26 protein-coding genes and 5 tRNA genes are annotated in these 26935 nt (G+C 52.4%); 10 read left to right on the top strand and 21 right to left on the bottom strand.

The window, feature by feature from the left end; genetic code table 11:
- Positions 1–73 precede the first annotated feature (73 nt).
- The 9 genes from J0X03_RS19835 to alaS all read right to left on the bottom strand — a co-directional run bounded on the left by J0X03_RS19835 (position 74) and on the right by alaS (position 5485).
- Positions 74–502, bottom strand: coding sequence for a YqaA family protein (locus tag J0X03_RS19835; protein WP_004932520.1), 429 nt, complete (start codon positions 500–502; stop codon positions 74–76).
- Positions 499–1065 (bottom strand): fructose-1-phosphate/6-phosphogluconate phosphatase, encoded by a 567-nt coding sequence (yqaB, locus tag J0X03_RS19840; protein ID WP_033641908.1) that lies wholly within the window; start codon positions 1063–1065, stop codon positions 499–501. The genes J0X03_RS19835 and yqaB overlap by 4 nt, the downstream gene beginning before the upstream one ends.
- 315 nt (positions 1066–1380) lie before the next feature.
- Positions 1381–1457: transfer RNA gene (locus tag J0X03_RS19845), tRNA-Arg, on the bottom strand.
- Between the two features lie 75 nt (positions 1458–1532).
- A tRNA-Arg gene (locus J0X03_RS19850) sits at positions 1533–1609 on the bottom strand.
- Between the two features lie 189 nt (positions 1610–1798).
- Positions 1799–1875: transfer RNA gene (locus tag J0X03_RS19855), tRNA-Arg, on the bottom strand.
- 61 nt (positions 1876–1936) lie between these two features.
- Positions 1937–2013 (bottom strand) — tRNA-Arg (locus J0X03_RS19860).
- A gap of 3 nt (positions 2014–2016) precedes the next feature.
- Positions 2017–2109 (bottom strand) — tRNA-Ser (locus J0X03_RS19865).
- Between the two features lie 310 nt (positions 2110–2419).
- Entirely contained in the window at positions 2420–2605 is a 186-nt protein-coding gene (gene csrA, locus J0X03_RS19870; protein ID WP_004091602.1) for a carbon storage regulator CsrA, read from the bottom strand.
- Between the two features lie 252 nt (positions 2606–2857).
- Entirely contained in the window at positions 2858–5485 is a 2628-nt protein-coding gene (alaS, locus tag J0X03_RS19875; protein WP_033641907.1) for an alanine--tRNA ligase, read from the bottom strand.
- Here alaS and J0X03_RS19880 point away from each other — a divergent pair.
- Entirely contained in the window at positions 5435–5578 is a 144-nt protein-coding gene (locus J0X03_RS19880; RefSeq protein WP_162180460.1) for a hypothetical protein, read from the top strand. The genes alaS and J0X03_RS19880 overlap by 51 nt on opposite strands.
- 40 nt (positions 5579–5618) lie before the next feature.
- Here J0X03_RS19880 and recX read toward each other — a convergent pair whose 3' ends face one another.
- From recX to pncC, 3 genes are all read right to left on the bottom strand, one after another.
- Positions 5619–6134, bottom strand: coding sequence for a recombination regulator RecX (gene recX / locus J0X03_RS19885; protein ID WP_160203985.1), 516 nt, complete (start codon positions 6132–6134; stop codon positions 5619–5621).
- Positions 6135–6194: 60 nt separating this feature from the next.
- Positions 6195–7259 (bottom strand): recombinase RecA, encoded by a 1065-nt coding sequence (gene recA, locus J0X03_RS19890; protein WP_004932541.1) that lies wholly within the window; start codon positions 7257–7259, stop codon positions 6195–6197.
- Positions 7260–7370: 111 nt separating this feature from the next.
- The gene (pncC, locus tag J0X03_RS19895) at positions 7371–7859 is read right to left on the bottom strand and encodes a nicotinamide-nucleotide amidase (protein WP_033641905.1); all 489 of its coding nucleotides are present in this window, start codon (positions 7857–7859) and stop codon (positions 7371–7373) included.
- Between the two features lie 243 nt (positions 7860–8102).
- On the opposite strand from pncC, the gene J0X03_RS19900 reads away from it, so the two are divergent.
- Positions 8103–9482 carry an MFS transporter gene (locus J0X03_RS19900; protein ID WP_033641904.1) on the top strand — a complete coding sequence of 460 codons (1380 nt, stop codon included), beginning with the start codon at positions 8103–8105 and terminating at the stop codon, positions 9480–9482.
- Positions 9483–9491: 9 nt separating this feature from the next.
- On the opposite strand, the gene chbG is transcribed toward J0X03_RS19900, so the two are convergent.
- The 6 genes from chbG to J0X03_RS19930 all read right to left on the bottom strand — a co-directional run bounded on the left by chbG (position 9492) and on the right by J0X03_RS19930 (position 15697).
- A complete protein-coding gene (gene chbG, locus J0X03_RS19905) occupies positions 9492–10253 on the bottom strand; it encodes a chitin disaccharide deacetylase (protein WP_160203984.1) in 762 nt (253 codons plus the stop codon).
- 148 nt (positions 10254–10401) lie between these two features.
- The gene (chbR, locus tag J0X03_RS19910) at positions 10402–11250 is read right to left on the bottom strand and encodes a transcriptional regulator ChbR (RefSeq protein WP_004932550.1); all 849 of its coding nucleotides are present in this window, start codon (positions 11248–11250) and stop codon (positions 10402–10404) included.
- A gap of 15 nt (positions 11251–11265) precedes the next feature.
- Positions 11266–12651, bottom strand: a complete 1386-nt coding sequence (locus J0X03_RS19915) for a glycoside hydrolase family 1 protein (protein ID WP_101453528.1) — start codon at positions 12649–12651, stop codon at positions 11266–11268.
- A 43-nt stretch (positions 12652–12694) separates the two neighbouring features.
- A complete protein-coding gene (chbC, locus tag J0X03_RS19920; RefSeq protein WP_033641899.1) occupies positions 12695–14056 on the bottom strand; it encodes a PTS N,N'-diacetylchitobiose transporter subunit IIC in 1362 nt (453 codons plus the stop codon).
- A 12-nt stretch (positions 14057–14068) separates the two neighbouring features.
- Positions 14069–14386 carry a PTS sugar transporter subunit IIB gene (locus tag J0X03_RS19925; RefSeq protein WP_004932561.1) on the bottom strand — a complete coding sequence of 106 codons (318 nt, stop codon included), beginning with the start codon at positions 14384–14386 and terminating at the stop codon, positions 14069–14071.
- A 417-nt stretch (positions 14387–14803) separates the two neighbouring features.
- Positions 14804–15697, bottom strand: coding sequence for a LysR family transcriptional regulator (locus J0X03_RS19930; protein ID WP_042783708.1), 894 nt, complete (start codon positions 15695–15697; stop codon positions 14804–14806).
- A gap of 169 nt (positions 15698–15866) precedes the next feature.
- On the opposite strand from J0X03_RS19930, the gene J0X03_RS19935 reads away from it, so the two are divergent.
- The 4 genes from J0X03_RS19935 to J0X03_RS19950 all read left to right on the top strand — a co-directional run bounded on the left by J0X03_RS19935 (position 15867) and on the right by J0X03_RS19950 (position 19423).
- Positions 15867–16604: an SDR family NAD(P)-dependent oxidoreductase gene (locus J0X03_RS19935; RefSeq protein WP_322101210.1), complete on the top strand. Its 738-nt coding sequence runs from the start codon at positions 15867–15869 to the stop codon at positions 16602–16604.
- A gap of 12 nt (positions 16605–16616) precedes the next feature.
- Complete coding sequence (locus tag J0X03_RS19940) at positions 16617–17588, top strand: aldo/keto reductase (RefSeq protein ID WP_122004202.1); 972 nt, start codon at positions 16617–16619, stop codon at positions 17586–17588.
- Positions 17589–17618: 30 nt separating this feature from the next.
- Positions 17619–18611 carry a Vgb family protein gene (locus tag J0X03_RS19945; RefSeq protein WP_230358669.1) on the top strand — a complete coding sequence of 331 codons (993 nt, stop codon included), beginning with the start codon at positions 17619–17621 and terminating at the stop codon, positions 18609–18611.
- A gap of 194 nt (positions 18612–18805) precedes the next feature.
- A complete protein-coding gene (locus tag J0X03_RS19950; protein WP_047572624.1) occupies positions 18806–19423 on the top strand; it encodes a Fic/DOC family protein in 618 nt (205 codons plus the stop codon).
- Here J0X03_RS19950 and J0X03_RS19955 read toward each other — a convergent pair.
- Together J0X03_RS19955 and J0X03_RS19960 are read right to left on the bottom strand one after the other, a co-directional pair.
- Complete coding sequence (locus J0X03_RS19955) at positions 19420–19587, bottom strand: hypothetical protein (protein ID WP_164489250.1); 168 nt, start codon at positions 19585–19587, stop codon at positions 19420–19422. The two genes, J0X03_RS19950 and J0X03_RS19955, sit on opposite strands and share 4 nt — an antisense overlap.
- Before the next feature lie 939 nt (positions 19588–20526).
- Entirely contained in the window at positions 20527–22722 is a 2196-nt protein-coding gene (locus tag J0X03_RS19960; protein ID WP_160203983.1) for an AAA family ATPase, read from the bottom strand.
- A gap of 575 nt (positions 22723–23297) precedes the next feature.
- Between J0X03_RS19960 and J0X03_RS19965 the strand changes: the two genes are divergently transcribed.
- From J0X03_RS19965 to J0X03_RS19980, 4 genes are all read left to right on the top strand, one after another.
- Positions 23298–23663: a hypothetical protein gene (locus J0X03_RS19965; RefSeq protein WP_160203982.1), complete on the top strand. Its 366-nt coding sequence runs from the start codon at positions 23298–23300 to the stop codon at positions 23661–23663.
- A 5-nt stretch (positions 23664–23668) separates the two neighbouring features.
- Positions 23669–24841: a relaxase/mobilization nuclease domain-containing protein gene (locus J0X03_RS19970; protein ID WP_160203981.1), complete on the top strand. Its 1173-nt coding sequence runs from the start codon at positions 23669–23671 to the stop codon at positions 24839–24841.
- Between the two features lie 220 nt (positions 24842–25061).
- Positions 25062–25640, top strand: a complete 579-nt coding sequence (locus J0X03_RS19975; protein WP_230358668.1) for a DUF4755 domain-containing protein — start codon at positions 25062–25064, stop codon at positions 25638–25640.
- An 11-nt stretch (positions 25641–25651) separates the two neighbouring features.
- Positions 25652–25942: a hypothetical protein gene (locus tag J0X03_RS19980; RefSeq protein WP_160203980.1), complete on the top strand. Its 291-nt coding sequence runs from the start codon at positions 25652–25654 to the stop codon at positions 25940–25942.
- 387 nt (positions 25943–26329) lie between these two features.
- Here the strand turns inward: J0X03_RS19980 and J0X03_RS19985 are convergent, their stop codons facing one another.
- Positions 26330–26743: a hypothetical protein gene (locus J0X03_RS19985; protein ID WP_102011740.1), complete on the bottom strand. Its 414-nt coding sequence runs from the start codon at positions 26741–26743 to the stop codon at positions 26330–26332.
- Positions 26744–26935 lie beyond the last annotated feature (192 nt).

Below are 26935 nucleotides of genomic sequence, written 5' to 3' on the forward strand. Positions count from 1 at the left end.
CCGCTTCTAAAAACAATAACTCGTAAGCATACTGAATCCGCACCCGAGAGAATATTGAGTTATATTCACTTGGTTACTGCCACCAGGCGATGCCCTGTACCGTTATCATAGCCAAAACGATGTAACGCAGCGCCTTTCCGATACACAGAAACAGCGCGACAGAGCCCCAGGGCATGCGCAGCCAACCTGCCAACACGCACAACAAATCGCCCACCACCGGCACCCAGCTGAGCAACAGCGCAGCCGGGCCAAAGCGTTGCAGCCACCCGAGCGCCGTTGCCAGCCCCCGCTGTGGTTTCAACGCCGGTAACAGGCGCCCGATAATGACATTGGTCAACCCGCCAAGAGTGTTGCCCAGGGTCGCGGCCAGCACCAGCAACTCCGGCGAGACGCGACTCTGGGTCAGCAAGGCGACCAGAACGATTTCTGAATTTCCCGGCAGCAGCGTCGCACTGAGGAAGCTGCTGCCAAATAACGATATTACGGCTAGCGTACTACTCACAGCGTACGAACGTCTACCACAGCCATGCCGGCATTTTTTGCCGCCTGAATGCCAAACTCGGCGTCTTCAAACACCACGCATTTTTCCGGCGGCACGCCGATCAGTTCGGCACAGCGCAGGAAGGTATCCGGCTCCGGTTTATGGCGCTGTACATCGTCCGCACCGACGATCGCGTCGAAGCAGTTGAACAGGCCGAGATGACGCAGCAGCATTTCCGCCATGCGGTGCTCGCTGCCGGTGCCGACCGCCATCGGACGGCGGCCGTGATAGGACTTCACCACCTCGATCAATGGCAATGGACGCACGCTATCCAGCAGCATCGCTTCCACCGCGCGCGTTTTCTCCGCCGCCAGGTGATGGGGATCGAGATCGGCCTGATGGCTGGCGATAATCGCCTGAGCGATGCGCCAGGTCGGTGAACCGCTCAGCGCCACCATGGCCGCTTCATCAAACGTCATGCCATAACGGGACAGCACTTCGCGCCACGCTTTACGGTGCGTTGGCTCAGTGTCCAGAATCGTGCCGTCCATGTCGAAAATAAGACCCTGGTAGCGGTCGTACATCGTTACTCCATGATCGTTGAGGAAAGAAAACTACTTTAGCGTAAAGCCGTTGGGTTGTCGCTGACTGCGTCATAGCGGAATGTGCTGTGATCGATCGGATGCAAAGAAGGAAAGGGGTGAAGAGAGAATGGCTAAATGCTGAAAAGCGAAAAACCCGCCAAAGCGGGTTTCTCTTAGATGGTGCATCCGGGAGGATGATTCGGCGCCAACGCCTCACCCTGCGGGCCGTTGCTAAAGCAACGTTATCCTCCCCAAGGACACTTTCTTTTTACCACCCGCATGACGATTTCTCTTCGCGATACGGGAGGTTAAACATGGTGCATCCGGGAGGATTCGAACCTCCGACCGCTCGGTTCGTAGCCGAGTACTCTATCCAGCTGAGCTACGGATGCATGACTGTTTTTGCCGCTTGCCTGTTTCACGAATAACAGAAAAGCAAAAACCCGCTAAGGCGGGCTTCTCTTAGATGGTGCATCCGGGAGGATTCGAACCTCCGACCGCTCGGTTCGTAGCCGAGTACTCTATCCAGCTGAGCTACGGATGCATTACTATTTTTACCGCGTGCCGGCTTTGCTAATAAAGCCAGACTTGAAGAATGGTGCATCCGGGAGGATGATTCGGCGCTAGCGCCTCACCCTGCGGCCGTTGCTTAAGCAACGTTATCCTCCCTGGTAACACTTTCTTTTCTTCCACCCGCTTGGAGATTGCTCTTCGCGACGAGTGAGATTAAGAATGGTGCATCCGGGAGGATTCGAACCTCCGACCGCTCGGTTCGTAGCCGAGTACTCTATCCAGCTGAGCTACGGATGCACAGGAATTCTTTTTTGATACCGTATGGTACGTTGTTACTACCCCACCATACTGCAAAATATGGTGCATCCGGGAGGATTCGAACCTCCGACCGCTCGGTTCGTAGCCGAGTACTCTATCCAGCTGAGCTACGGATGCAAATGGCGGTGAGGCGGGGATTCGAACCCCGGATGCAGCTTTTGACCGCATACTCCCTTAGCAGGGGAGCGCCTTCAGCCTCTCGGCCACCTCACCATACGCTTCTTTCGAATTGTGCCTAACTTGCTTTGGAGAAGCTCATCGGCACTGCGTGGCGCACATATTACTTTCTCCGACTTTTAAGTCAAACAATTTTTCCCAACTCATGCGCGTTTGCACAATTCGCACCCAACATGGGCGATTTCACGGCAAAAAGGGCGTTTTATCAACAGGCAACCGCAACGTCTGCAGCAATAAAGCAGGAAACTAACCGGGAAAATAATCACGAAAAAGAGAGGGGAGAACGAAAGAAGTGGGTAAAACGATGCAGTAGCGTCTCGTCTGGCAACGAGACGCTGCTTCGGAATCAGTAAGTCGTCTGCTGAGACTTCTCTGCCTGAATGCGCTGATAGATTTCTTCACGGTGAACTGAAACCTCTTTGGGGGCGTTCACACCAATACGCACCTGGTTGCCTTTTACCCCTAGCACAGTGACCGTAACCTCATCGCCAATCATGAGGGTTTCACCAACTCGACGAGTCAGAATTAACATTCTTTGCTCCTTGAAAGATTAAAAGAGTCGGGTCTCTCAGTTTCCCCGTCATTATCCATCATATGTGGTGAAAACGTAAGCCGCGCAATCCACAATAAGTGTAAGCAGACTTGGTCCCACCTCAGATAATGGTAAGTTTAGCCGACCAGAAAAACTTTGTTCCCGCAATTGTAACTAAATTGTGTTAGCACAGTATGAAAACGCCATAATCAACAAAGTATTATGGCGTTTGTCCGTGCTATTTATTTATGTTCACAGCTTTGAGGCCACCCAGGCTTCTACGCTGTTTAACGCCGCTGGCAGGGCGTTGATATCCGTCCCCCCCGCCATCGCCATATCAGGGCGACCACCGCCCTTGCCGCCGACCTGCTGCGCCACGTTGCCGATCAACTCGCCGGCTTTCACGCGGTCAGTCAGATCCTTGGTCACGCCTGCGACCAGGCTGACTTTGTCATCAGCCGTCGTCGCCAACACGATAATGGCCGAACCCAATTGATTTTTCAGGTCATCCACCATGGTGCGCAGCATTTTGGCTTCGACATTGTCCAACTGGCTGACCAACAGCTTCACGCCGTTAACCACTTTCGCCTGGCTGGACAGCGACGCGCTTTCCTGCGCCGCCTGCTGATCTTTCAGTTGCTGCAGTTCTTTTTCCAGCACGCGCGTGCGATCGAGCACCGAGCGCACTTTATCGGTCAGGTTGTTGCTGTCGCCCTTCACCAATTGAGCAACGTCTTGCAACAAATCGCTTTGCTGATGCAGCGTAGCGATAGCGCCAGCGCCGGTCACCGCTTCAATACGGCGGATGCCCGCCGCGGTGCCCGATTCGCTCAGAATGCGGAACAGGCCGATATCGCCGGTGCGGCTGGCGTGGGTGCCGCCGCACAGCTCGGTGGAGAAGTCGCCCATGGTCAGCACGCGCACGTTGTCGTCGTACTTCTCACCGAACAGCGCCATTGCGCCCTTCTCTTTCGCGTCTTCCAACGCCATCAGCTCGGTCTGCACCGGCAGGTTACGACGCACCTGCTGGTTAACCAGATCTTCCACCGCACGAATTTGTTCCGGCTTCATCGCTTCAAAATGCGAGAAGTCGAAGCGCAGGTATTTGTCGTTAACCAGAGAGCCTTTCTGCGCAACGTGCTCGCCCAACGTTTGGCGCAGCGCGGCGTGTAGCAGGTGGGTCGCGGAGTGGTTCAGACGGATGCTGTTGCGGCGCTCAGTGTCGATCTGCGCGTCCACGCGATCGTTCAGCTTCAGCGAACCTTGCGCCAGCTTGCCTTGATGGCCGATAGCCTGACCGTATTTCTGGGTGTCGTTGACCACAAACTCGGCGCCGGCGGCTTTCAGCACGCCTTTATCGCCGACCTGGCCGCCGGATTCACCGTAGAACGGCGTCTCGTCCAGCACCACCACCGCCTCTTCGCCGGCGTTGATCTGCTCGACCGGCTGGCCGTCACGGAACAGCGCGATCACCGTCGCCTGCTGCTCGTCATGATCATAGCCGCTGAACTGGCTGCTGCCGTCCACACGGATCAGGCTGTTGTAGTCGGCGCCGAAACCGCTGGATTCGCGCGCGCGGCGGCGCTGCGCTTCCATCGCTTCTTCAAAGCCCGCTTCGTCGACTTTCAGACCGCGCTCGCGGCAGACGTCTGCGGTCAGATCCACCGGGAAGCCGTAGGTGTCGTACAGACGAAAAGCGGTCTCGCCGTCCAGGGTATCGCCCTGCAGCTTGGCCAGCTCTTCGTCCAACAGCGCCAGGCCACGCTCCAGCGTGCGGGCAAACTGTTCTTCTTCGGTTTTCAGCACCTGCTCCACCAGCGATTGCTGGCGTTTCAGCTCGTCGGCCGCCGGGCCCATCACTTCGATCAGCGGCGCCACCAGCTTGTAGAAGAAGGTGTCTTTCGCGCCCAGCATGTTGCCATGACGGATCGCGCGACGAATGATGCGGCGCAGCACGTAGCCGCGGTTTTCGTTAGACGGGATCACACCGTCCGACACCAGGAAGGCGCAGGAACGAATGTGGTCGGCGATAACGCGCAGGGATTTGTTATCCAGATCGGTCGCGCCGGTCACTTTCGCCACGGCGGCGATCAGGGTGCGGAACAGATCGATCTCATAGTTGGAGTTCACATGCTGCAACACCGCCGCGATACGCTCCAGACCCATACCGGTATCCACCGAAGGCTTCGGCAGCGGCAGCATGGTGCCGTCGGACTGACGGTTGAACTGCATGAAAACGATGTTCCAGATCTCGATGTAGCGGTCGCCGTCTTCTTCCGGGCTGCCCGGAGGGCCGCCCCAGATGTGATCGCCGTGATCGTAGAAAATCTCGGTGCACGGGCCGCATGGGCCGGTATCACCCATCTGCCAGAAGTTATCTGAAGCGAAAGGCGCGCCCTTGTTATCGCCGATGCGGATAATGCGCTCGGCCGGTACGCCGATTTGCTTCTGCCAGATGTCGAATGCTTCGTCATCGGTTTCATACACGGTGACCCACAGTCTCTCTTTCGGCAGGTTGAACCAGTTTTCACCGGTCAGCAGTTCCCACGCGTAGCTGATAGCATCGTGCTTGAAGTAATCGCCGAAGCTGAAGTTGCCCAGCATTTCAAAGAAGGTGTGGTGACGAGCGGTATAACCGACGTTTTCCAGGTCGTTGTGCTTGCCGCCTGCGCGCACGCAGCGCTGCGAGGTGGTGGCGCGGGAATAGGCGCGTTTGTCGAGCCCCAGGAAAACATCCTTAAATTGGTTCATGCCGGCATTGGTAAACAGCAATGTCGGATCATTGTTAGGCACCAGGGAGCTGCTTGCTACAACCTGATGACCCTTACTATGAAAGAAATCGAGAAACGCTTGACGGATCTCAGCGGTGCTCTTGCTCATAATTTTCCTGGAAAGGCTAGAATAACGACACGTGAGCCGGTGGCGCGTCATCCCGACGATGACAACCAGCTCACGAACAAAAAGTGGGGATAAGATAAATTTTCTTCAGAGGGAAGTAAAACCCCGTGTGCGCTCATTGCGCAAAATCACGGTAAATTGACTGAATTTCTTCTTGGAAGAAGCCGCGATAGAGCAGATAACGCTGCACTTTGGCTTTCTCTTTCCAGTCGGTTGGCAACGTATCGCCAAATTTTCGCTGCGCCACCTGTTTCGCCTGTTCGCACCAGTCGATATCGCATTCCGCCAACGCGTCCTGCACCAGCGCTTTATCCACGCCCTTTTGCATCAGTTCGCTGCGGATGCGCTGCGCGCCATAACCTTTGCGGCTGCGGCTGCCGATGTAGCTGTGGGCGAAACGCTTATCGTCCAGCCAGTTGTGCTGGTAACAGTAGACGATAACCTGATCGATCAGCGCGGGATCTACCGGTTCTTCGGCTACCGGCGGCGACGATGTCGGCGCATGCGGCCCCTTGCCGCCAAACCGGGCTTTCGCCACAAACGGCTGCGCCGCAAGTTTGCGGCGCAGTTCAGCTTCACTATGATCGCGTTGCGACAGCAGGCGCATGGCGCGGCTTAGCAAGTCATTCATCATTCAAGCCTGAATTCAGGGGATGTGCACCACATAAACGGCGGCGCACATCTTCAGCGATTAAAACTGCTCGCTGGTTTCCGCTTCGTCATCTTCGAAGTCGTCACCGGAGGCAGCCACCAGCTCACCGCCGCTGTGCAGCAGCAGGTCGCGCAGTTTCTTATCCAGCTCGGCGGCGATAGCCGGGTTTTCTTTCAGGAAGTTACAGGCGTTCGCCTTGCCCTGACCGATCTTCTCGCCGTTATAGCTGTACCAGGCGCCGGCTTTTTCGATCATCTTGTGCTTCACGCCCAGATCGACCAGCTCGCCACGGCTGTTGATGCCTTCGCCGTACATGATTTGGAACTCAGCCTGTTTGAACGGCGCAGCGATTTTGTTTTTCACCACTTTCACGCGGGTTTCGCTGCCCACCACTTCGTCGCCCTCTTTGATGGCGCCGATACGACGGATATCCAGACGCACCGAAGCATAGAACTTCAGAGCGTTACCACCGGTAGTGGTTTCCGGGTTGCCGAACATCACACCAATTTTCATACGGATCTGGTTGATGAAGATCAGCAGGGTATTGGCATTTTTCAGGTTGCCGGCCAGCTTACGCATCGCCTGGCTCATCATGCGCGCCGCCAACCCCATGTGCGAATCGCCGATTTCACCTTCGATTTCCGCCTTCGGCGTCAACGCCGCCACGGAATCGACGATGATGACGTCAACCGCGCCGGAACGGGTCAGCGCATCACAGATTTCCAGAGCCTGCTCGCCGGTGTCCGGCTGGGAGCACAGCAGGTTGTCGATATCGACGCCCAGCTTCTTCGCATAGATAGGATCCAGCGCGTGCTCGGCATCGATGAACGCACAGGTTTTGCCTTCGCGCTGCGCGGCGGCGATCACCTGCAGCGTCAGGGTGGTTTTACCGGACGATTCCGGGCCGTAGATTTCGACGATGCGGCCCATCGGCAGGCCGCCGGCGCCCAGAGCGATATCGAGTGACAGTGAGCCGGTGGAGATGGTTTCCACGTCCATGGAGCGGTCTTCACCCAGGCGCATGATGGAGCCTTTGCCGAACTGTTTCTCAATCTGGCCCAGTGCCGCAGCTAACGCCTTTTGCTTGTTCTCATCAATAGCCATTTTTGCTCCTTCGTTTCGCAATGCCGGTGTTACCCCACACTGCCACTGAATGTATGTTGTGCAGGAAATGTCACTAATTATACTGTATGGTCATACAGTATCAAGCCTAATTTACAAAAATTCGTCGATGGCGGTTTGCAGCGCGAAAATCGTCGCCTGCAGCCGTACCGCATCGCGGTCGCCCTCGAATTGCATCTTGCGCGACAGCCCCCGGCCATCGCTGCTGGCGAAGCCGAACCACACGGTGCCGACCGGCTTTTCCGCGCTGCCGCCGTCCGGGCCGGCGATGCCGCTCACCGACAGCGCCAGATCGGCCTGCGCCGCCCGCAGCGCCCCTATGGCCATCTCGCGCACCACCTCTTCGCTGACCGCGCCATGCGCCGCCAACGTCGCTTCACTCACTCCCAGCAGGTCATGCTTCGCCGCATTGCTGTAGGTCACGAATCCGCGATCGAAATAGGCGGAGCTGCCCGCGACATCGGTAATGGCCTTGGCGATGCCGCCGCCGGTGCAGGATTCCGCGCAGGTGATCCAGCGGCCCTGCGCCTTCAGTTTTTCCCCTGCCAGCACGCTGAGCCGGCGCAATTGGTTTTGACTCATAACCCCTCCCTCGCGAATTCAGGTATATGCGCCCGATAGTAACATTTATCAAGGCGGCGCGGCGGCTGGCGCGCAGAAATGCGCAGCGCCTCGCAGGAGGTGCGGTTTTAAGCGCCCGGCCAAGCTGCTAGTATCAAAAGAAGCGCCCCATCGAGCGGCGGCGCACCAGCACAAGGAACATCACGGAGGCGGCATGCTGCGGCAGCGGCCTCAGGGCGCACCAGAAGAGATTAGGATGACAGAGTGAAAAAAACGTTGGGCGTATTTTTGCCGTTGTACACCACCACCCTGCTGCTGCTGTTGGGCTCAGGCCTGCTCACTACCTACGTCTCGCTGCGGCTGACCTCCATTCACGTCAGCAGCGCGCTGATCGGCGCCATCATCGCCGCCAACTACATCGGGCTGGTGATCGGCGGCAAGGTCGGCCACTTTCTCATCGCCCGCGTCGGGCATATCCGCGCCTACGTGGCCTGCGCCGGCATCATCACCGCCGCGGTGCTGGGCCACGGCCTGACGGAGTTCATTCCCGCCTGGGTCGCGCTGCGCCTGGTGATCGGCCTATGCATGATGTGTCAGTACATGGTGCTGGAGAGCTGGTTGAACGACCAGGCGGAATCCAACCAGCGCGGCATGGTGTTCGGCTTCTATATGGCGGCGACCTATCTCGGCATGTCGCTGGGCCAGATCGTGCTGATGCTGCAAAGCAATCTGGGCATCGCCACGCTGCTGGTGATCGCGCTGTGCTTCGCGCTCTGTCTGGTGCCGATCGCTCTGACTACCCGCACCAATGCGCGCCACATGTCGCCGGCGCCGATGGAACTGCGTTATTTTGTCGGCGCCATTCCCAAGGTGCTGGCCACCACGCTGGTGATCGGCATGGTCGTGGGCTCGTTTTACGGGCTGGCGCCGGTCTACGCCAGCCTGCAGTCCTTAACCACTCAGCAAACCGGCCTGTTCATGGCGCTCTCCATCTTCGCCGGGCTGGTGGCGCAATTCCCGCTCAGTTGGCTGTCGGATCGCTATAACCGCCCCTTGCTGATGCGCCTCAACGCCATTCTGCTGATCGTGGCGGCGCTGCCGCTGGCGCTGCTGCCGCACATCGATTTTCCGCTGCTGCTGGCGGTAGGATTCGTCGTCAGCATGCTGCAGTTTACGCTCTACCCGCTGGCGGTGGCGCTGGCCAACGATCTGATCGAGCCGGAGCGCCGCGTCTCGCTGGCCGCCTGTCTGCTGATGGCGTTCGGCGTCGGTGCCAGCATCGGGCCGTTGGCGGTCGGCGCGCTGATCGAGCCGCTTGGCGGCAATATTCTGTACGCCTTCTTCGCCCTGTGCGGCGTGCTGCTGGCAGCCCTGAGCCGGACGGCCAAAGCAGAGGAACCGCAGCTGGCGCAGGACGCGCCGGTGCCGCATATTGCGCTGCCGGACAGCCTCGCCAGCTCGCCGCTGTCGCCGGCGCTCAATCCAACCTTCGATGAGCAGATCATTCACGACACCATGCCGCCGCCGGAAGCGGCGCCCGATGTCGAGGAGCCGCAGCCCGAAGAACAGGAAGCGGAACCCTCAGCTCAGGGGGCGGATCCGGAAGAAGACACCGGTCTGAAAAAGGCGCACGCCATGCTGTAAATGGCTGCGTTACAGATCCCGGAAAGAGCCCAGCAGAAAACCGCGTTCGGCGATCGCCGCTTTCAGCGTCGCCGCGGTCAACACATCCAGCTCGGCGAGGCGCGGATGGCAGTATTGGCTCTGCAGGATCGTCGCGTCGAGGAAGGCCGGGTGGCACATCATTTCCAATGACTCGGCGCCCTGCTCGTCGGCGCGCGCCAACCGCTGCAAGAACAAGGCTTCGGAAATCATTTCACCGTAGAATCCCGCGTCAAACGCGTCGGTGCTGCAGGGAGTCTGCAACGCAATGTCGCGCCGTTTCGCCTCTTCGCGATCGATGCGCAGCGGCAGATCATGCGCCAGCGCGAACGCCTCCACCAGCGGATAAATCTGCGGCTGCATATGCACATGGTGGTGGCTGTCAATGTGCGTCGGCGGCCTGCCGAACAGCGTCACGAACCGCGCGAACTGGCGCTGCAGCTCTTCCTGAATCTCGTCCAGCGGCAGCTCGCCGGCCTCGGCGCGGCGCCACAGCCATTTGCCCAGTTCGCCGCGCTCGTTGACCAGCGAAGGCATGGCGCCCAGCGGCCTGCCATGGGTCAAAACGAAGTGCAGCCCGATCGGCAATCCGGGATATTGTCGGCTGAGCGCTGCAGCATGCTCCGCGCCACCGCCGTTCACCATCGCCGTGGTGGAGGAAACGACGCCATGCTGATACGCCTCGATAACGCCATAGTTCTGTCCTTTGCTCAGACCGAAATCGTCGGCATTCACGATCAGTAGTTTTTCCATAGTGGCTCCCGCGGGATGAATTTTTGGCAAGGGAGGGCCGACCGACCGGTGCGGCATTCCCCTTCGCTAAGATAAAAATCAAATGATTAACCGACCGGCGCCCTGAAGCTCATCGGCATATCGGCGTTGATACTGATCGGGAGCGGCCCTAAAGAGGGCCGTAACACTTTTTTCGGTAGTTGCCTGGGGTCACGTCGGTGAGCCGCTTGAAGTTTTTAATGAACAGGCTGACGTCGCCATAGCCGGAATCAAAGGCGATGTCGGAGACCGAATAGTTGGTGACCTCCAGCTGCGTCTTGGCGAAGTTGATGCGGATCTCATTGATCACCTGCATCGGCGTCTTCTGGTAGTAGCGCCGCATCGCCCGGGTCAGGTACTCCTGAGTTTTCCCCGACAGCGCCACCATGTTCGCCAGCGCCCTTTCGCCGAACATCGCCTTGTCATGCATGCCGGCGAGGGTGTTCTTCAGCCACTGCGGGATATCATCACCGCCGTCGGTGTCTTCTTTATAGTGACGAATGCGGCTGATCACGTAGAAGGTCAGCGTTTCGAGGAATTCGGCGAAATCGTCCTCGCGAAACTGCGGCGAACTCACCACCGATTCGATATAGGCCAAAAACTCGCTTCTCAGGCTGTAGGCCTGCGAGGCGACAAAGCAGCGCGGCAGTTGCTGCAAATAGTGCTCTTCAAAAAACGCTTTGCTGACCGCCACGTTGAAGATTTTCGTCGCGCCGAACTCGTAAAAGCTCTGGTGGTAGGAGCCGATGGGGATAAAGACGAAATCCCCGCGTTCCAGCAGCACCCGCTTGCCGTTGATCTCCTGATAGCATTTGCCGCTCAGCACGATGGTGAATTCGTAATAGTCGTGCTGATGCAGCCCGGTGGCGCTTTCCACCTTGTTGTAGATGAACAGGTGAAAGTCTTTGCAGTTAAAGAAATCCTGCTCGCGAATCAGCTTCACGTCGTTCGCACTCAGCGAAATTCGGTTATCGGACACGGCGCCGGCCTCCCGTTAGTCAAATCCGTTGCGTCTGGCCGCCTCGGCAAACCAGTAGCCGCTTTTTTTGATGGTGCGCCGCTGCTCCGCCCGATCCAGCCGCACCAGCCCATAACGATTCTTGTAGGCGTTCAGCCAGGACCAGCAGTCGATAAAGGTCCACAGATGATAGCCCTTGCACTGCGAGCCTTCCGCCAGCGCGCGGTGCAGCCACTTCAGGTGATCGCGAATAAACTCGATGCGGTAATCGTCCTCCACCCGCCCATCGGCGCCGATAAACGCCTCTTCGCCCTCAACGCCCATGCCATTTTCGGAAATATAACAAGGCAGATTGCCGTAGTTCTCTTTCAGATCCATCAGAATGTCGTACAGCCCCTTCTCATAGATCTCCCAGCCGCGATGCGGATTGATTTTGCGGCCCGGCATTGCATAGTAACTGAACAAGTCCTCCGGCAGCGCGATCGGCTCCCCGGCGCGGCGCCCCTCTTTCGCCTGTACCCTGCGCGGCTGGTAGTAGTTGACGCCGAGGATATCCACCACGCCGCCTTCGATCAATTGCGCGTCCTGCGGTTCGCAGTAAGGCATCAGCCCATGCTGCGCCAATAGATGCAGCAACGCCGCCGGATAACGCCCTTTGGCGACCGGGTCGAGAAAGCTGCGATTGAGCAACAGATCGGCGTCGTGTGCGGCCTGCAGATCCTCCGGCGCGTCGGAGCGCGGATAGGTTGGGCTCAGGTTCAAAATGATGCCGATGCTCCCCGGCAGCCCCCGCGCTCTGAAACGCTGCACCGCCATGGCGTGCGCCAGCACGCTGTGATACGCCACGGTGACCGCCCGTTTGAAGTCCACCACGCAAGGGTAGTGCAAGTCATTCAGGTAACCGGCCTCTACCGGCACGATCGGCTCGTTGAAGGTGAACCAGTGGGTAACCCGATCGCCAAACAGGCCGAAGCAGATGTCGGAGTAACGCGCATAGGCGTCGATCACCGCCCGGCTTTCCCAGCCGCCGCGCTGCTGCATGCACAGCGGCATATCGAAGTGGTAGAGATTGATAAACGGGGTGATGCCCTGCGCCAACAGCTCATCGATCATCGCGTTGTAGAATGCCGCCGCCTGCGGGTTCACCTCGCCGTCGCCGTCCGGGATCAGCCGTGACCACGAGATCGAGGTTCTGAAGGTATTGTGGCCCAGCGTTTTGAGCAGCCCGATATCGGTGCGGAAATGGTCATAAAAGGTCGAGGCCTCGGCCGGCCCCACCCGATCGTGAAAGCGCTCGGGCGCGATCTCGTACCAATAGTCAAAGATGTTGCGGCTCTTGCCATCGCGCGCGGCCGCCCCTTCAGACTGCGGCGCGGAGGTGGCGCTGCCCCACCAAAACCCGTCGGCAAATTGATATTCCATATTTGCGTCCCTCGCGGGGCGACCGCGCCGCCCCGTTCCACAGTTAGAATTTCAGCGCCTTGGCGATGTCTTCTTCGCTTTCCGTCGCCGCATCGATCTGGCTTTGCGCCTTGTTGGAAATCGCCACGAACGGCAGATAAATCACGGTGGCGACCGCCAGGTTGAACAAGCTCAGCAACAGGGCCATGATGCTGCCGTTGGTGTTGAAGAACGCTCCCAGGCCGACCGGCATGGTCCAGGGCGCGATGTTAGTGATCGGCGGGATCAGCCCGGAGTAGTAAGCCAGCGAGGTGATGAGGGTCAGCACCGGCTGCACCAGGATGAACGGAATAAACATCACCGGGTTCATGATCACCGGCAAACCGAACAGGATAGGTTCGTTGATCTGGAAAATGCCGGATGGCGTCGCCAGTTTGGCGACCTGGCGGTAATCTTCGCGGCGCGAGGCGATGAAGATGGCGATGATCAGGCCCAGCGTCGAACCGGTGCCGCCGAGGTAAATATAAGAGTCGACGAACGGTTTCGCCCACATGTGGAACTCTTTGCCGGCGGCCACCGCCGCCTCGACCGAACCGTATTTATTGTACAGCTCCACGTTTTCCAGCGCGAAAGGCGTCATGATGCCGCTGTCCAGCGCCGCCAGCGCCATGGAACCGTGTACCCCAAAGAACCACAGCAGCGAAGAGAAAAGCACGTATACCCAGCCCACTACGCTGCCCATCTTGGCCAGCGGCGCCGAAATGCCGTCCATGATGATCTGGTGGAAGTTGGTGCCCCAGTGCGCCAGCGCGAACGCCACCAGCCCCATGATGGAGAGGATGATGAAGCCAGGGATCAGCGCCGAGAAGGAGCGCGACACCGAAGCCGGCACGCTGTCCGGCAGGCTGATCACCCAGTTGCGCCGCACGATGAAGGCAAACATCTCAGCCACCGCCAGCCCGATCACCATACCGGAAATGATGTTGGCGCCGCCCAGCCAATTGGCGCCCACCGCATAGGCCTCGCCGACGTTGAACGGCGTGACGGTCATGAAGGCCGCCACCGCCAGCAACGCCGAGGCCAGGGGATCGACCTTGCGCTCTTCGGCCAGCGCCATGCTGATAAAGAACGGCGTCATCAGGGACATGATCCCCAACGTACCGTTGTAAACGCTGCCGCCAATACTCTTCAGGCTATTGAGCGTCTCGATGGTGGAGGCGTCCAATCGCACGCCCAGCGAATAGAAGAACGATCCCTCGCCAAAGCTCAGGAACACGTTGTTGATCAACACGAACATCGCCCCGGTCAAGGTCAGCGGCATCAGGCGGATAAAGCCGTTTTTGATGGCGTTGACGTGGGGCTGCTTACCGATTTTTACGGCGAAAGGCAGGATAACCTTCTCGAGCGAGGCAATGAGGGTATTCACGGCGGCCTCCTGTTATTGGTTGGCTTTCTTGATGGCGGCCACCGCGGCCTTCAGCACGCCCAGCCCATCGACCTTGCCGTACAGCAGCGGATCGATGACTTCAACAGGTTTATTGGGCAACTGTTTCTGCACTTCCGGCAGGGTGTAGGCGATCTGCGGCCCCAGCAGGATCAGATCCGCTTCAACCCCCTTCTCCGCGGCCAGCGCTTCCGGATAGGCGGCGATGATCACCGGTACTTCATATTTTTCGGCCTGTGCCTTCATTTTTGATACCAACAGGGAAGTGGACATACCGGCAGAACAAAACAGATAGATTTTTTTCTTTTCCATACCAAGCACCTCAGATAATCAAAAAAACCCGGTGTTATTTGTATGCCAGATGCAATCACGATTTCTTCACGCACATTCCTTATGAAAATTTCCGTCACGTTGCCCTGGTTACAGACAGTATACGGAGCATGAAAAAAGGATCGGTAAGCCAGAAGGAGACAGAACCGTCTCTCATTGACCTGATGGATTGACCCTCTTCACATTTCGCACAAAAAAATAGTGTGACCGGGCTCTCAAATAACCGATAAAAACTCAGAATATTCGTAATAAATAATCAAATAACAATTATAAACAGCAAGTTATAAACTCGCTGAGAATTTAAGGGTTTATTTGCGTCTGAACAAACGGCGAGGGAATAAAAATAGTTCAAGCTTGATTCGCCTGCTGCCATCTGAACGCGATGGCAGGTGAAGAGGATTACGTGGGCAGACGCAGCAACTCAATCACCGTGGCCAGCGCCACGGAATGGTTTCTGCGGTTGGGGTAATAGAGGTAAAAACCGGGAAACGGCGCGCACCAATCGGCCAGCACCCGCCGCAGCCGCCCGCTCGCCAGATATTCTTCCACCTCCTGCTCGATGGCAAAAGCGATGCCGACGTTCGCCAGCGCCGCCTGCACCATCATCCTGCCATCATCGAGTATCAACGGGCTGTTGACCGCCACGGAAAATCGCTGCTCCCCCTGCTGAAAAGCCCATTTGTAGCGCTCGCCCGAAGAGGCCTTGCGCCAACCGATGCAGCGATGCTGCAGTAAATCCTGCGGATGCGTCGGTTCACCGTGCCGTTGAAAGTAATCCGGCGTGGCGACGATGGCAAAACGCAGATCCGGCGTCAGGCGCACCGCGCGCATATCGTTGTGCAGATCCTCGCCGAGCCGGATGCCGGCGTCAAAGCCCTGCTCGACGATGTTGGCGAACCCCTCGTCCGCCACCACTTCCAGCGTAATGCCGGGGTATTCGCTGGCCAGCCGTCCCAGATGCGGCACGATGGCGAGATCGATCGCCGAACGCGGCGCGTTGATACGCACCAGGCCGCGTGGCCCTTCGCGAAACGCATTCAGGCTCTCCAGCGCGGCGTCGATGTCGGTAAAAGCCGGCACCAGCTGCGCCAGCAGATGCTCTCCGGCCTCCGTCGGCGAGACGTTACGGGTGGTGCGGTTCAGCAGGCGAATGCCCACCTGCGCTTCAAGTTCGCGCAGGGTGTGGGTCAGCGTCGGCGGCGTCACGCCCAATCGGGCGGCGGCGCGGCGGAAGCTGCGTTCACTGGCGATAGCCACGAAGGCCGCCAGGCCGGACAGTTCGGGTTTCTTCATGCTATTGATATAAATTATCTAATAGTGAGATGAATTTTTAGCGGATAGTTATCCGTCATCTAACAACATAGCATTGCGATCGAACCCATTACCAGGTATCGATGCGATGATTAATGCTACAGCTCCAACCCATGAAACGCCGCGCCGTCTGGCGGGCAAAGTCGTACTGGTGAGCGGCGGCGGCACCGGCATCGGCCGCTCCGCCGCGCTGGCATATGCCCGCGAAGGCGCCAACGTGGCGCTGGCCGGCCGGCGCGCGGCGGAGATCGAAGCCACGGCGCGCGATATCGCGCTGGCTGGCGGCGATGCCCTGCCCATCGTGACCGACGTCTCCCAAGAAGACGATATCCGCCGGCTACTCGCCGCGGTGACCGCCCACTACGGCCGGCTCGACGTCGCTTTCAACAACGCCGGCATCATCGGCAACTTCGCCCCCATCACCGAACAGAGCAGCGAGGATTTTGACCGGGTGATTGCCATTAACCTCAGAGGCGTCTGGCTGGCGATGAAATACGAGATTGAAACCTTCCTGGCTCAGCGGTCGGGCGGCGTGATCATCAACACCTCCTCCTGGCTGACCCACGGCGCGCTGGCCGGCTCATCCAGCTACTCCGCCAGCAAAGGGGCGCTCGATGCGATGATCCGCGCGGTGGCGCTCGAATACAGCGGCCAGGGCATCCGCGTCAACAACATCAACCCCGGCATCATCGACACGCCGATGGCGCGCGGCAGCGTAGCCGACAGCGCGGCGTTCGCGCCCTTTATCGCCCATACGCCCGCCGGCCGCCTGGGCGAATCGGAAGACATCGGCGATGTGGCGCTGTGGTTGGCGACGGACGAGGCCCGCTTCATCACCGGCCAAAGCCTGCTGGTGGACGGCGGTTACACCATCGCCGGCATGCGCTGAGGAGACGATGCCATGAACTACGTTCGGCTTGGCGACAGCGGCCTGAAAGTGTCTCGTCTCTGCCTGGGCTGCATGACCTATGGCGATCCGGCCTGGCGCCCCTGGGTGCTGAAGGAAGATGAAGCGCGCCCCTTTATCCGCGAAGCGCTGGAAGCGGGCATCAATTTTTTCGATACCGCCAACATTTACTCCGGCGGAGAAAGCGAGCGCATTCTCGGCCGCGCCCTGAAGGCGTTCGCCCGCCGCGAAGACGTGGTGATCGCCACCAAGGCCTACTTTCCGATGGACGCGCAGCCGAACAGCCGAGGGCTGTCGCGCAAGCACCTGCTGCACAGCGTCGACGCCTCTTTGCAGCGGTTGGGGACGGATTACCTCGATCTGTTTGTACTGCACCGCTTCGACACCGAAACGCCGATCGAAGAAACCGCCGACACCCTCGACGGCCTGGTACGGGCGGGCAAGATCCGCTATCTCGGCGCCTCCTCGCTGCACGCCTGGCGCCTGATGAAAATGCTGGCCTTTCAGCGTCAGCACCGCCTGGCGCCGTTTATTTCGCTGCAAAGCCAATACAACCTGGTGACGCGTGAAGATGAAGAGGAGCTGATCCCGCTGTGTCTGGAGGAGGGGCTCAGCCTGACGCCCTGGTCGCCGCTGGCCCGCGGCGTGCTGGCCGGTTCCGGCAACGCCGGCACGCTGCGCGCCGCCACCGACGAACAGGCGCCCCGTTGGTACGGCGGCAGAAACGAAGTAGAACGCACCGTCGCAGCGGTAGCGGAGGTGGCGGCCACGCGCGGCGTTCCACCGGCGCAGATCGCGCTGGCCTGGCTGCTGGCCAAACCCGGCGTGGCGTCACCGCTGGTGGGCATGTCCAAGCCGCACCATCTACAGGATGCGCTAGCGGCGCTTAATCTCAGCTTATCGCCGCAAGACGTGGCCGCGCTGGAGGCGCCGATGGCGCACACTGCCCGCCCCGATCGCTGGTAGCCCCTTTTCCGTCATTCCAGGAGAGAAGACATGTCATATGCGCTTACCGCGCGAGCAGCGTTGTTCACCCTCGCCGCCGCACTCCCCCTGACCACTCCGGCGCAGGCCGCCGCCAATACCCACTGCGCCGAAAGCAGCATGACGCTGCCGCCCGGCGCGCTTTATCCCAACGGCATCGCCCGCGCGGCGGACGGCACGCTGTATGTCGGCCTGATCACCAGCGGCAACGTGCTGCGCAAGCGGCCGGGTAAAGCGTGGGAAACCTTTTTCCCTGGCGCTGACACGGTGTTCGCCTCAAACGCGCTGCGGCTGGACGAACGGCGCGGGTTGCTGTGGGGCAATTCGCCGGACTTCCTTTCCGGCGGCAAATCGCGCGCCAACCGCATCTATGCGCTGAACGTCGCCGATGGCACGCTCAACCGCAGCCTGGCGCTGCCGACGGGGGAAATGGGCAACGATATCGTGCTCGGCACAGACGGTACGGTGTACGTGACAGAAACCCGAGGCGGCGGCATCCTGCGCTTGCGGCCGGGCGAAGCGGCATTCAGTACGCTGTTTCAGGATGCGCGGTTGGCGGCTCCGAGCGGGCTGGGCGCCGCCGGGATCGTGCTGCTCGACGATCGGCTGATGGCTGTCGCCAATTTCGGCACCGGTAAGCTTTACACTCTCAGCTATCACGATCCAAAGCCGCAGCTGACGGAAATGCAGCTGCCGCGCCTGATTGAAAACCCGGACGGAATGGGATTGGCGCCGGACGGCGCATTGATCGTGCTGGAGAACGGGATCCAGAGCGGCCAAGGGCGGATCCTGCGGATCGCGTTGCCAAAAGCGACCGGCATGCATCGGATTGAGGTTTTGCGCGAAGGCATGGAGTCGCCGGTCAACCTGACTATCACCCCACAAGGCTGCGCCTTCGTCAGCGAGTCGCGCATCCGCCACCGCCTGCTGCCCGGCCATGAAACCGAAGTGCCCGACAGCTTCCGCATCTATCAACTGCCCTTGCCTCTCACCGCCGCGCAATAACCTCTACGCCGCCTCAGCGGGCGGCCACTCGCGTTGTATCGTTAACATCCAATAAATTGAAACTATTTACTTCGATGCCATTAATCATACTTATGATTAATCCTAACTTAACAACCTGATTTTAATTAAATTGTTCCGCCGCGTATCGCTGATTATACTTGCCTTATCTCCCGCCTCATTTACCGAGCGTAAGCATGAGCCGATACCATGTTTCCAGCAGCGAAGGCCAATATGAGAAAGAATCCGGCGAGCAAGTTCTAGCCAACAAGCTGGGTATTGCCGATAGCAATGAACTCGACGATGCCGAATTGGTATTGCTGGAACAGCTCTACCATTCCGTTTTCGAACAGCATTTTCCGTTAGGGAAAATCACCGTCGAGATGATCAAGGGCTGGCATCGCCGCTGGTTAGGCAATATCTATGCATGGGCTGGACAAGCAAGAACTGTCAATATCAGCAAAGGGGGCTTTATGTTTGCCCCTTCGACGCGATTGCCCAAACTACTGGACGATTTCGAGGTGGAATACCTGGCTCGTTACACACCTTGCTCAGCCATGAGCGAAGAACAGCTGATAGAAGCGATTGCAATAATCCATGTTGAACTGATACTCATACATCCCTTCAGAGAAGGGAATGGCCGTTTGTCACGGCTGTTGGCCGATGTGATGGCGGTTCAGGGCGGGCATAAATCGTTGGATTATCAAAGCTGGGAACAAAACAGAGCCCAATATATCTCAGCGATTCACTCAGGTATGAACATGAACTACGAACCGATGAAACACTGGGTCAGTCAAGCACTAAGAAGGTATTAGGCAAGGCGTAAATGAGCAAATTTTTTACGCGCTTCTTCTAAAGAAGCTTCAACTCTGGCTGAGGGTTGACCTGTTTCAACCGCCGTTGATGTCGCCACGGAACGCACAATGTCCGTACGGGACGGCTTAGCATAACCCACCTGCACTTTTTTGCTGTTACTCATGACAACCTCTGTTCGCAAATTTGCTGAAGACATTATATCAAGGAATGTACAGGACTTCATTCCCTTGCCTCTCACTCCCGAGCAATAGCTTCACCACCACTCCGGGCGGCCACTTGCGTTGTTGCCCGCAGGCGAACAACAATCTCACCGCGTTACAAACCCGCCTTGCGCAGCGCTTCCCATTTTTACCTGTGACAGCCGATTGCCCGCTGGGCTAGTATAAGCGTCTGTGCAAACCTCAGGTTTGAGTGCGCCGTTTGGCGTTTTGATGATTTGATTTGCGCCGCCCGCCAAGCGCTGAGTGGGGCGACGCCTGCTGAAACAATGTGATAGCGAATGACGACAATGAAAATCACAGTTCCCTTTACATTCAATGGATTGGAAAAATAATCGCATGAATAGCACCGATAAACTCGATTCGCACACGCCGATGATGCAGCAGTACCTTTACAAAAAACACAACTGACTGATATATCTAGAAAAACAAATAAAACACATCTCATTGGTTTACTCATGAGCTACATTTATAACATGTAAATCACTGATGGCATTAGACACCGATTCGGTAAATGATTGGCTATAAGTCGTACATCACAAAAAAGAGTTCAGACTATCTCAATGAGATCATTTTGTCTGAAGTTCACACTGATAAACATTGAATAACATTTTTTTGCTGATAATATACTTTAACCGCTGAGGCACTCTCTCCTGCTAACAGACTCCCATAGTATGCTTGCTTTGCACATGGGGTGTGAAGGCTATCAGTAGTTTACTGAGAAAAGATGGAGTTAAAAGCCATGACTCGTGAAAAAGTTGTGCTGGTTCGCCAGTATGATCGTTTCCGAAATGGGCAATGGGAAACGGTGTGCCAGCACACTCGCTCCCTGCCACATCGTTGATTCGATTCAGAGTGGCCTCAGTGGTAACCACTTACCTCTACTAAACAACCTCCTCAATTTCTAATCCTAACATTTTATTGAAATGCTTTTCATCATTAGTCTTTTTAAATATACCCTCGAACATTTCCAAATATTTATTAGCTGAAATCTGACCTAAATTACTTATATTAATTGAATCTGAATGTGAACCTCTATTTATATAACGATAAAAAGTTTTATAATTTATGTCAGTTTCAGAGCTAACAAGATTATCAAGTTCCTCACTCAACTTTTCCATTTTACAAGAGAATGAGAAATAATATTCAAGAATATTCCTCATAATATTTGGCAATACTATAGGATTAAGCTTTCCTTGTTTAACATCTTTTAAAACCATCCACAGAGCTTCATATTCATTCTTTATCTCATCTCTGTTTATAGTTAATATATCACTATACTGATCTTTAATAACACGGTAAAGTTGGTATTTCTTATCAAATAAATCTTTCTTAGTCGGAGCAACTTTTATTAATTCTTGGAAGAAAAACAAATTGTGCGTGAGGATAACAATTTTAGTGTTCTCATTTTTTTTAATTAATCGATGATGGATCAGAGATGATATCTCATAAATATAGTCATGCGATAGACTTGATATAGGATCATCTATAACAATTAACTTTTCTTTAGAGCTGTTTGTCTCAGAACCCAACCGACCATCACACAACTCAAGAAAATAAAGGAATGTAATTAAGGTTTTTTCACCTTCACTAAGTGTTTTATAAATATTATTTTCAATACCATTATCTCTGCAAATCTGGAAAAAATCACTTTCCTCTTTTTTCTTTAGCTTAAAATGAACAATACCAAGCGATTTAAGTGTTCTATTTATTTTACGTATTGTCTCGTCTATATTTGATACCTTCTGGCTCAAACTAATGACCTCAGAGCTTAATTTCTCTATATCGTCTAAAACCCCCCTGTTTTTTGAAAGAATACTTTCCCTTTCAGCATTTAGGTCTAAAAGTTGTTTGCCATAAGTTTCTATAAGGTCATTACAAATAAATCTTATTGCACGCCATAACTTTGTTTTAAGTTCATTGACACTGACATCATAATTATTAACCTTTAAATTAATCTCATGTATTTCAGAGTTATAATTTTCTATCTTTTGAATAAGGATATCTAAACTTGGATTTTCAATAACAAAGTCTATACATTGAGAAGGCTTATCTAACTTTTCTTGTATAGATTTTAGATTGGACTGAAAAATGACATTGCAATCATCAACAATGTTAAAAATTTCATTTTTATCGGTGATATAACTATTTGATGACACAGATGCTTTTATCGCATCGACATAATTGTGTGTTGCTTCTTTATATGTGGTATATATTTTAGTTATTTCATGAATAGTTTGATCATACGAATCATCAAATATTTTCTTTACTTCAGATTTAAAGCGTTCATTTATTGTTTTTTCTTGACAGAAAGGGCAATGTTCATCTTCAATATATTCTAAACCAGTTCTTATCCAATCAGCATTTCCGAGCTTATCAATAAGTACTGATAAATAGCTATCACCAGAAGCAGTCAAAGATAATGATAATATATTTATTTGCTCATCAGAAAGCTTCGGAATGGGAGGCATAACAATGGTATCATATGTAGTATTTTTATTATCCTTAAGCTTCCCATACTCAAAAGTTAAATTTAAGGTGTCAGTATCCTCCATATCTATTTGCTGACTGACTCGTTGAAAGAAAGTTGCTTTTTGTAAAAAACCAACCATCAGTTCTCCTAAACCGCCATCTTTCTTCCTAATATGTGCAGTTTTATTCCATATATCAGTCTGATAACTATCCTTAACTTTATCTATCATTTCTTCTTTTTTTTCAAGTTCTGAACTTATACTTGATAATTTTTTCTTCAGACTTGCTATTTTTCCATTATTTAATTCTATTGCCTCCATTACTTCTTTATTTTCTTGACTCAAGGTGAAAATACCTGGCTGTTCAGATTTATTATAAAATGAATCCTCCACAAACTGGCTATTGTAGACAATAAACTTATATTCATCATTACATTCAAAAGAGCAATTCTTATAAGCTTCATCATCTGACTTATAAAAATAACCAGATATCGTTGATTTACCAGAGCCATTCTGGCCATAGACTAAATTTATTCTCTTCGAAAGATCTAATATGACTGATTTATCACTACGATAACTTCTTACTGCCCTTATATTAAGCTTACTCATTCCAATAATCCTTATATAGCATGATAATACGACACTACTACCCTTAAAGATATGTAAGGGTAGATATCTTAATAATGCTAATTATTTCCACTGCAATAGTTTCATAGCTATACCACCACCAACTAATAGCGGACAAATCCCATTGACAATAGCATACCGTAATGCTTACTTTTTGCCATCCTTAATGATAAGTTGAAATACAACCGATATAACATTTACATGTCATCATGAGATTTTATATACCGACAGGTTATATATCTCTAAGATAACTTTGTTGATGCGTTTTTAACCTTCAAAAAATATAATATTGAAAGCTTATAAGTTTATATTTAAATCAATTTTTATAGTAAACATGCAGAGAGAAAACATTCAACAAGCAAGGGCTAACTTATCGAAGCTACGCTTCTCAAGTTGACCTTGCTTTTTCGCCCTTCGGTTGAAAAAGAAAAACTGCCCCATCAAAATATTTATTTTCTATCAACCTCATAGCTTCGCTGTTTTATTGACATTTATCACAAATAGAATATATATAGCATAAGAATTATGCAGATAACTAACATATGAAAGGAGTTCGTATGGATAAAACATTCAATTATATAAATAAAAGTAAGTTATCAGAGAATTTGCTAAGAACACATTGTGTTAGCGTCAGGCTAAATAATGATGAATTGCAGCTTCTCAACACCAAGCGTGGCGAAACAAGCAAGGGAGAATGGCTTCGATTAGCTTCACTTGACAAGTTTCCACCAATAGTTCCCCCAATAAATATAGAAGCATGGAAATCATTGTCTGAAATCTCTCAGAAGCTGAACATCCTGGTAAGTCATCTTGAAAGTAAAAGTGATGGAAGCACATTAACAAAAACGGAGATCTTTGCAGTTAAGCGTCAGATATCAGAGCTTCGCTTCTGTCTTACATCTTCGGCCGCATCTGTCAGGTAGGTTGCATGAAAGGGATGCAAAAGATCAAAAGAGGAAAAACCTTTAACGGGCTAATTTCTTATTTATTAAAACCTGCTTCGCACCACAAGTCAGATCCGTATGTAGTCGGTGGCAATGTCATAGAAAGCTTCGCAGAAGCACTAAGTGCAGAGTTCAACGCTACGAAGTTCCTACGATCCGATGTCAGTAAACCTGTATGGCACAATTCTCTGCGTCTGCCTGCTGGTGAGAGTCTACCTATACAACGATGGAAGCTGTTAGCCGATGACTATATGAAGCGTATGGGCTTCTCTGAAACGCATCTACGTGCATACGTGCTTCATGATGATAAAGATGGCCAACATATTCACATAGTAGCAAGTCGCATAGATGCTACATCCGGGAAGCTCTACTTAGGTAAAAATGAGAACCTTATCAGCACACGTATCATCCAGGAACTTGAAAAGGACTACCAGCTAACAAGAACTAAAGGAACTGATGCTATGAAACCTTCTTCCTCACCTGCCAAACGTAAAAAATCACGTAATGAGGCTATGTTAGAGGAGAGAACTGGTGAACCATGTCCTAAATCCATCATCCAGAGGGCTATAGATTCGATAACGCTAAATCCTATAGCAATTGATGACTTCGTTGAAAAGCTGAATAGCATGGGGATTACGGCGAAAAGCAATATCGCCTCAACTGGCAAGATGAATGGATTTTCGTTTGAATGCAAAGGTGTTGTGTTCAAAGCTTCCCAACTTGGCAAAAAGTATAGTTGGAAGAACCTGGAACCAATGATATCGATGAATTCCAGCTCAAACATTGGAGAGGAAAGACCTGTCATCCCTGTACCTGATACTTCTCGCAGCAACGAAGCTGTCATATCTATAGTGGAAGACTATCCAGATGGAAAGATCTACCCAGAGATAGGGTTACCCTTACCAAGACCTGGCATAGCCCCCACAAAACCCACAAACATGACAATGCGTTGGATCGCAACCATTCCTTATCTGGTGAGTGTTGTTGGCGCACTTAAAACGATACGTATCCCATTTCTGAAAGCGTTCAATGGTCCAACTAAGTTCTTTTCCATGTCCATGATTCACCTGTCCCTGAGAAGCCTGAAACAGACTAAAACGGATAGTTTGGAACCAAAAAGCTCCCACCATAAAGCCCATAAACCCCTACTTCCCTGATTTCTCTACATATATATGATCGTTAAAATCGATCAATTTATTTATATTGATAGCTAACATCAATCAATTGATAAATAATCGATCGGTACAAGCAATTTGCTATGTCCTTAGAAGTGTTCAAAATGTACTTTCATGCATAAATCGGATAATAGGTTGATTTTACTAGCCTATTTTTCTATCCACGTATCGAACATACAGGAACTGAAGTATGAGATATCTCATGATGAAGCGTGTAATGTTAGCAATCCTTCTTCCGTTTCTTGTTGGATGTTTATTTGGTGCTAAAGCATTATCAGAGTATTGGGTTGTGTGGTTTTTTGTTTGTGCAATGTTGATGATCACAGCCTGGGGCGCGTGGTTAAAAAATAAAAACAGAGGTTCCAGCTTTAGCTACCTGAATGATAATGAAGATGGTGTATTTATCTACAAATTCCATAATCAGGAGATGCGTTTAGATAAAGCCAAAAAACAGCTTTATTTAAAAGATGGGTTAAACGAAAAACTCTACGCTTTCTCCGATGTTGAAAGCTGGGAATATAACATTAGCGCAGGTGGTCAAATCCTCACTTCAGGTCTTAACCCTACAACCAACTTGATTAACAATAAGATTCTTGGCGAAAACATTAATGACACAGGCTTCTTTATCAAGGTTAAAGACATTAGAAACCCTGAGTGGCATATTCGATTCTTCCCTCAAGAGGGATCTTATAAAGATCAGAAGGGATTAATTAGCTTAAAAAAACAAATGATGCAGTGGATGACCGTTTTTGACTTAACCGTAAATGCTGATGCAAAGTAAGGAAACCAAGAATGAAAAAAATCATGCTACTATTATTAGCTTCCATGTTGCTGACAGGCTGCAACAGTGAACCATCCGATGCCGATATCCACCAAGCTATGCAAAATCTTATGACCGAAATGCATGGCACACTGAATTCCTCCAAGAAAATTGCCTGTAAGGATAAAGAAAGTGATGGCAGTTATCTCTGCTCTGTAGAGTTCGATGCAAAATTACCAATTGTAGGCAACAGAGCATCAACACTGGAATTTAAATTCATCAAAGCAGATGGCACCTGGAAAGCAATGGCACCATCTAAATAACCTTAATTATATTTGACAAACAAAATAAAGTACGTCATAGATAGTAAATTGATAACAACCAGTGGTTCGCGCCACTGGTCGTTATCCTAACAGTTAATACACGTATGTACTAACTGACATTAAAGCGATAAAAAGAATCACTTTTAATGTAAAGGAGTGTTTTTTGAAAAACATACGCACTCCGTATTACTTTGTTATAGCACCAACAACATTATCGGTGGTATAGCCTTCTTAAGGGCTGATGAAAGATTACCACTGGAAAACGCCAAAAGCACCTGCAAGGGTGCTTTTTTATGTATTGATTAGATTGGCAGAGTGATAATGTACGAATGGTAATATTAGGATTCAAACGATAAGTTAGCTTGGCTCCATGATAACCATACAAAACTACAGTCCATACTTTTTCCTTTTATCCTTCATAGATAACTCTCTTTTTAATACCCAAGATTCATATTTTTTTCTCTCATGGGCATAGACTTTCTCTGTCCTGCTGCTATTACTAATAATGAAATTAATCAGTGAGGAACATACGTCCCTCATTCTCCCTTTATCAAGCATGTCATTGTCGATTTTATTGATATAGCTATAGTAAGAAAGGAGTAGAAAGTTCAATACCACTTCTCTGTTTGAAAACGTTAGCTTTTCTATTTCAGGCTTGTATTTAATGTAAAACCCGGCACAAAACAGGTATGATTGCTCTACAATTTCCTGTTCTTCAAAGCCTGATTCCGTAAGTTTATCAACGAATCGATCAAGCAGAAGAAGATACCTTTCCATGAGATTAATATTTATTTTTTTCATAATATGCATCCTTGCAAGTTAAGTCTTCCTGACAATCAATAAATAACAGTATTAAATTAAAAATCAATAGCACAGTAAAAATATATTTACAGATCGTAATGTTAAATTTACTCAAATAGAAAAATAGAGGCAATAACCACTCTATCGCATCTCTGATGAATAACGCTAATCCCACCCCATTGGTAAACCCCT

The sequence above is a fragment of the Serratia ureilytica genome, from assembly GCF_017309605.1.
GTDB lineage: Bacteria > Pseudomonadota > Gammaproteobacteria > Enterobacterales > Enterobacteriaceae > Serratia > Serratia ureilytica.

Coding starts and splice junctions, on each gene's coding strand:
- recX (WP_160203985.1), bottom strand. CDS start 6,134: ATGAATGACTTGCTAAGCCGCGCCATGCGCCTGCTGTCGCAACGCGAT.
- J0X03_RS19955 (WP_164489250.1), bottom strand. CDS start 19,587: ATGAGTAACAGCAAAAAAGTGCAGGTGGGTTATGCTAAGCCGTCCCGT.
- J0X03_RS19960 (WP_160203983.1), bottom strand. CDS start 22,722: ATGAGTAAGCTTAATATAAGGGCAGTAAGAAGTTATCGTAGTGATAAA.
- J0X03_RS19940 (WP_122004202.1), top strand. CDS start 16,617: ATGAACTACGTTCGGCTTGGCGACAGCGGCCTGAAAGTGTCTCGTCTC.
- pncC (WP_033641905.1), bottom strand. CDS start 7,859: ATGAGTCAAAACCAATTGCGCCGGCTCAGCGTGCTGGCAGGGGAAAAA.
- yqaB (WP_033641908.1), bottom strand. CDS start 1,065: ATGTACGACCGCTACCAGGGTCTTATTTTCGACATGGACGGCACGATT.
- J0X03_RS19950 (WP_047572624.1), top strand. CDS start 18,806: ATGAGCCGATACCATGTTTCCAGCAGCGAAGGCCAATATGAGAAAGAA.
- J0X03_RS19930 (WP_042783708.1), bottom strand. CDS start 15,697: ATGAAGAAACCCGAACTGTCCGGCCTGGCGGCCTTCGTGGCTATCGCC.
- J0X03_RS19970 (WP_160203981.1), top strand. CDS start 23,669: ATGAAAGGGATGCAAAAGATCAAAAGAGGAAAAACCTTTAACGGGCTA.
- J0X03_RS19965 (WP_160203982.1), top strand. CDS start 23,298: ATGGATAAAACATTCAATTATATAAATAAAAGTAAGTTATCAGAGAAT.
- csrA (WP_004091602.1), bottom strand. CDS start 2,605: ATGTTAATTCTGACTCGTCGAGTTGGTGAAACCCTCATGATTGGCGAT.
- J0X03_RS19985 (WP_102011740.1), bottom strand. CDS start 26,743: ATGAAAAAAATAAATATTAATCTCATGGAAAGGTATCTTCTTCTGCTT.
- alaS (WP_033641907.1), bottom strand. CDS start 5,485: ATGAGCAAGAGCACCGCTGAGATCCGTCAAGCGTTTCTCGATTTCTTT.
- J0X03_RS19980 (WP_160203980.1), top strand. CDS start 25,652: ATGAAAAAAATCATGCTACTATTATTAGCTTCCATGTTGCTGACAGGC.
- J0X03_RS19925 (WP_004932561.1), bottom strand. CDS start 14,386: ATGGAAAAGAAAAAAATCTATCTGTTTTGTTCTGCCGGTATGTCCACT.
- recA (WP_004932541.1), bottom strand. CDS start 7,259: ATGGCTATTGATGAGAACAAGCAAAAGGCGTTAGCTGCGGCACTGGGC.
- chbG (WP_160203984.1), bottom strand. CDS start 10,253: ATGGAAAAACTACTGATCGTGAATGCCGACGATTTCGGTCTGAGCAAA.
- J0X03_RS19915 (WP_101453528.1), bottom strand. CDS start 12,651: ATGGAATATCAATTTGCCGACGGGTTTTGGTGGGGCAGCGCCACCTCC.
- J0X03_RS19880 (WP_162180460.1), top strand. CDS start 5,435: ATGAAAGAAATCGAGAAACGCTTGACGGATCTCAGCGGTGCTCTTGCT.
- J0X03_RS19975 (WP_230358668.1), top strand. CDS start 25,062: ATGATGAAGCGTGTAATGTTAGCAATCCTTCTTCCGTTTCTTGTTGGA.
- J0X03_RS19945 (WP_230358669.1), top strand. CDS start 17,619: ATGTCATATGCGCTTACCGCGCGAGCAGCGTTGTTCACCCTCGCCGCC.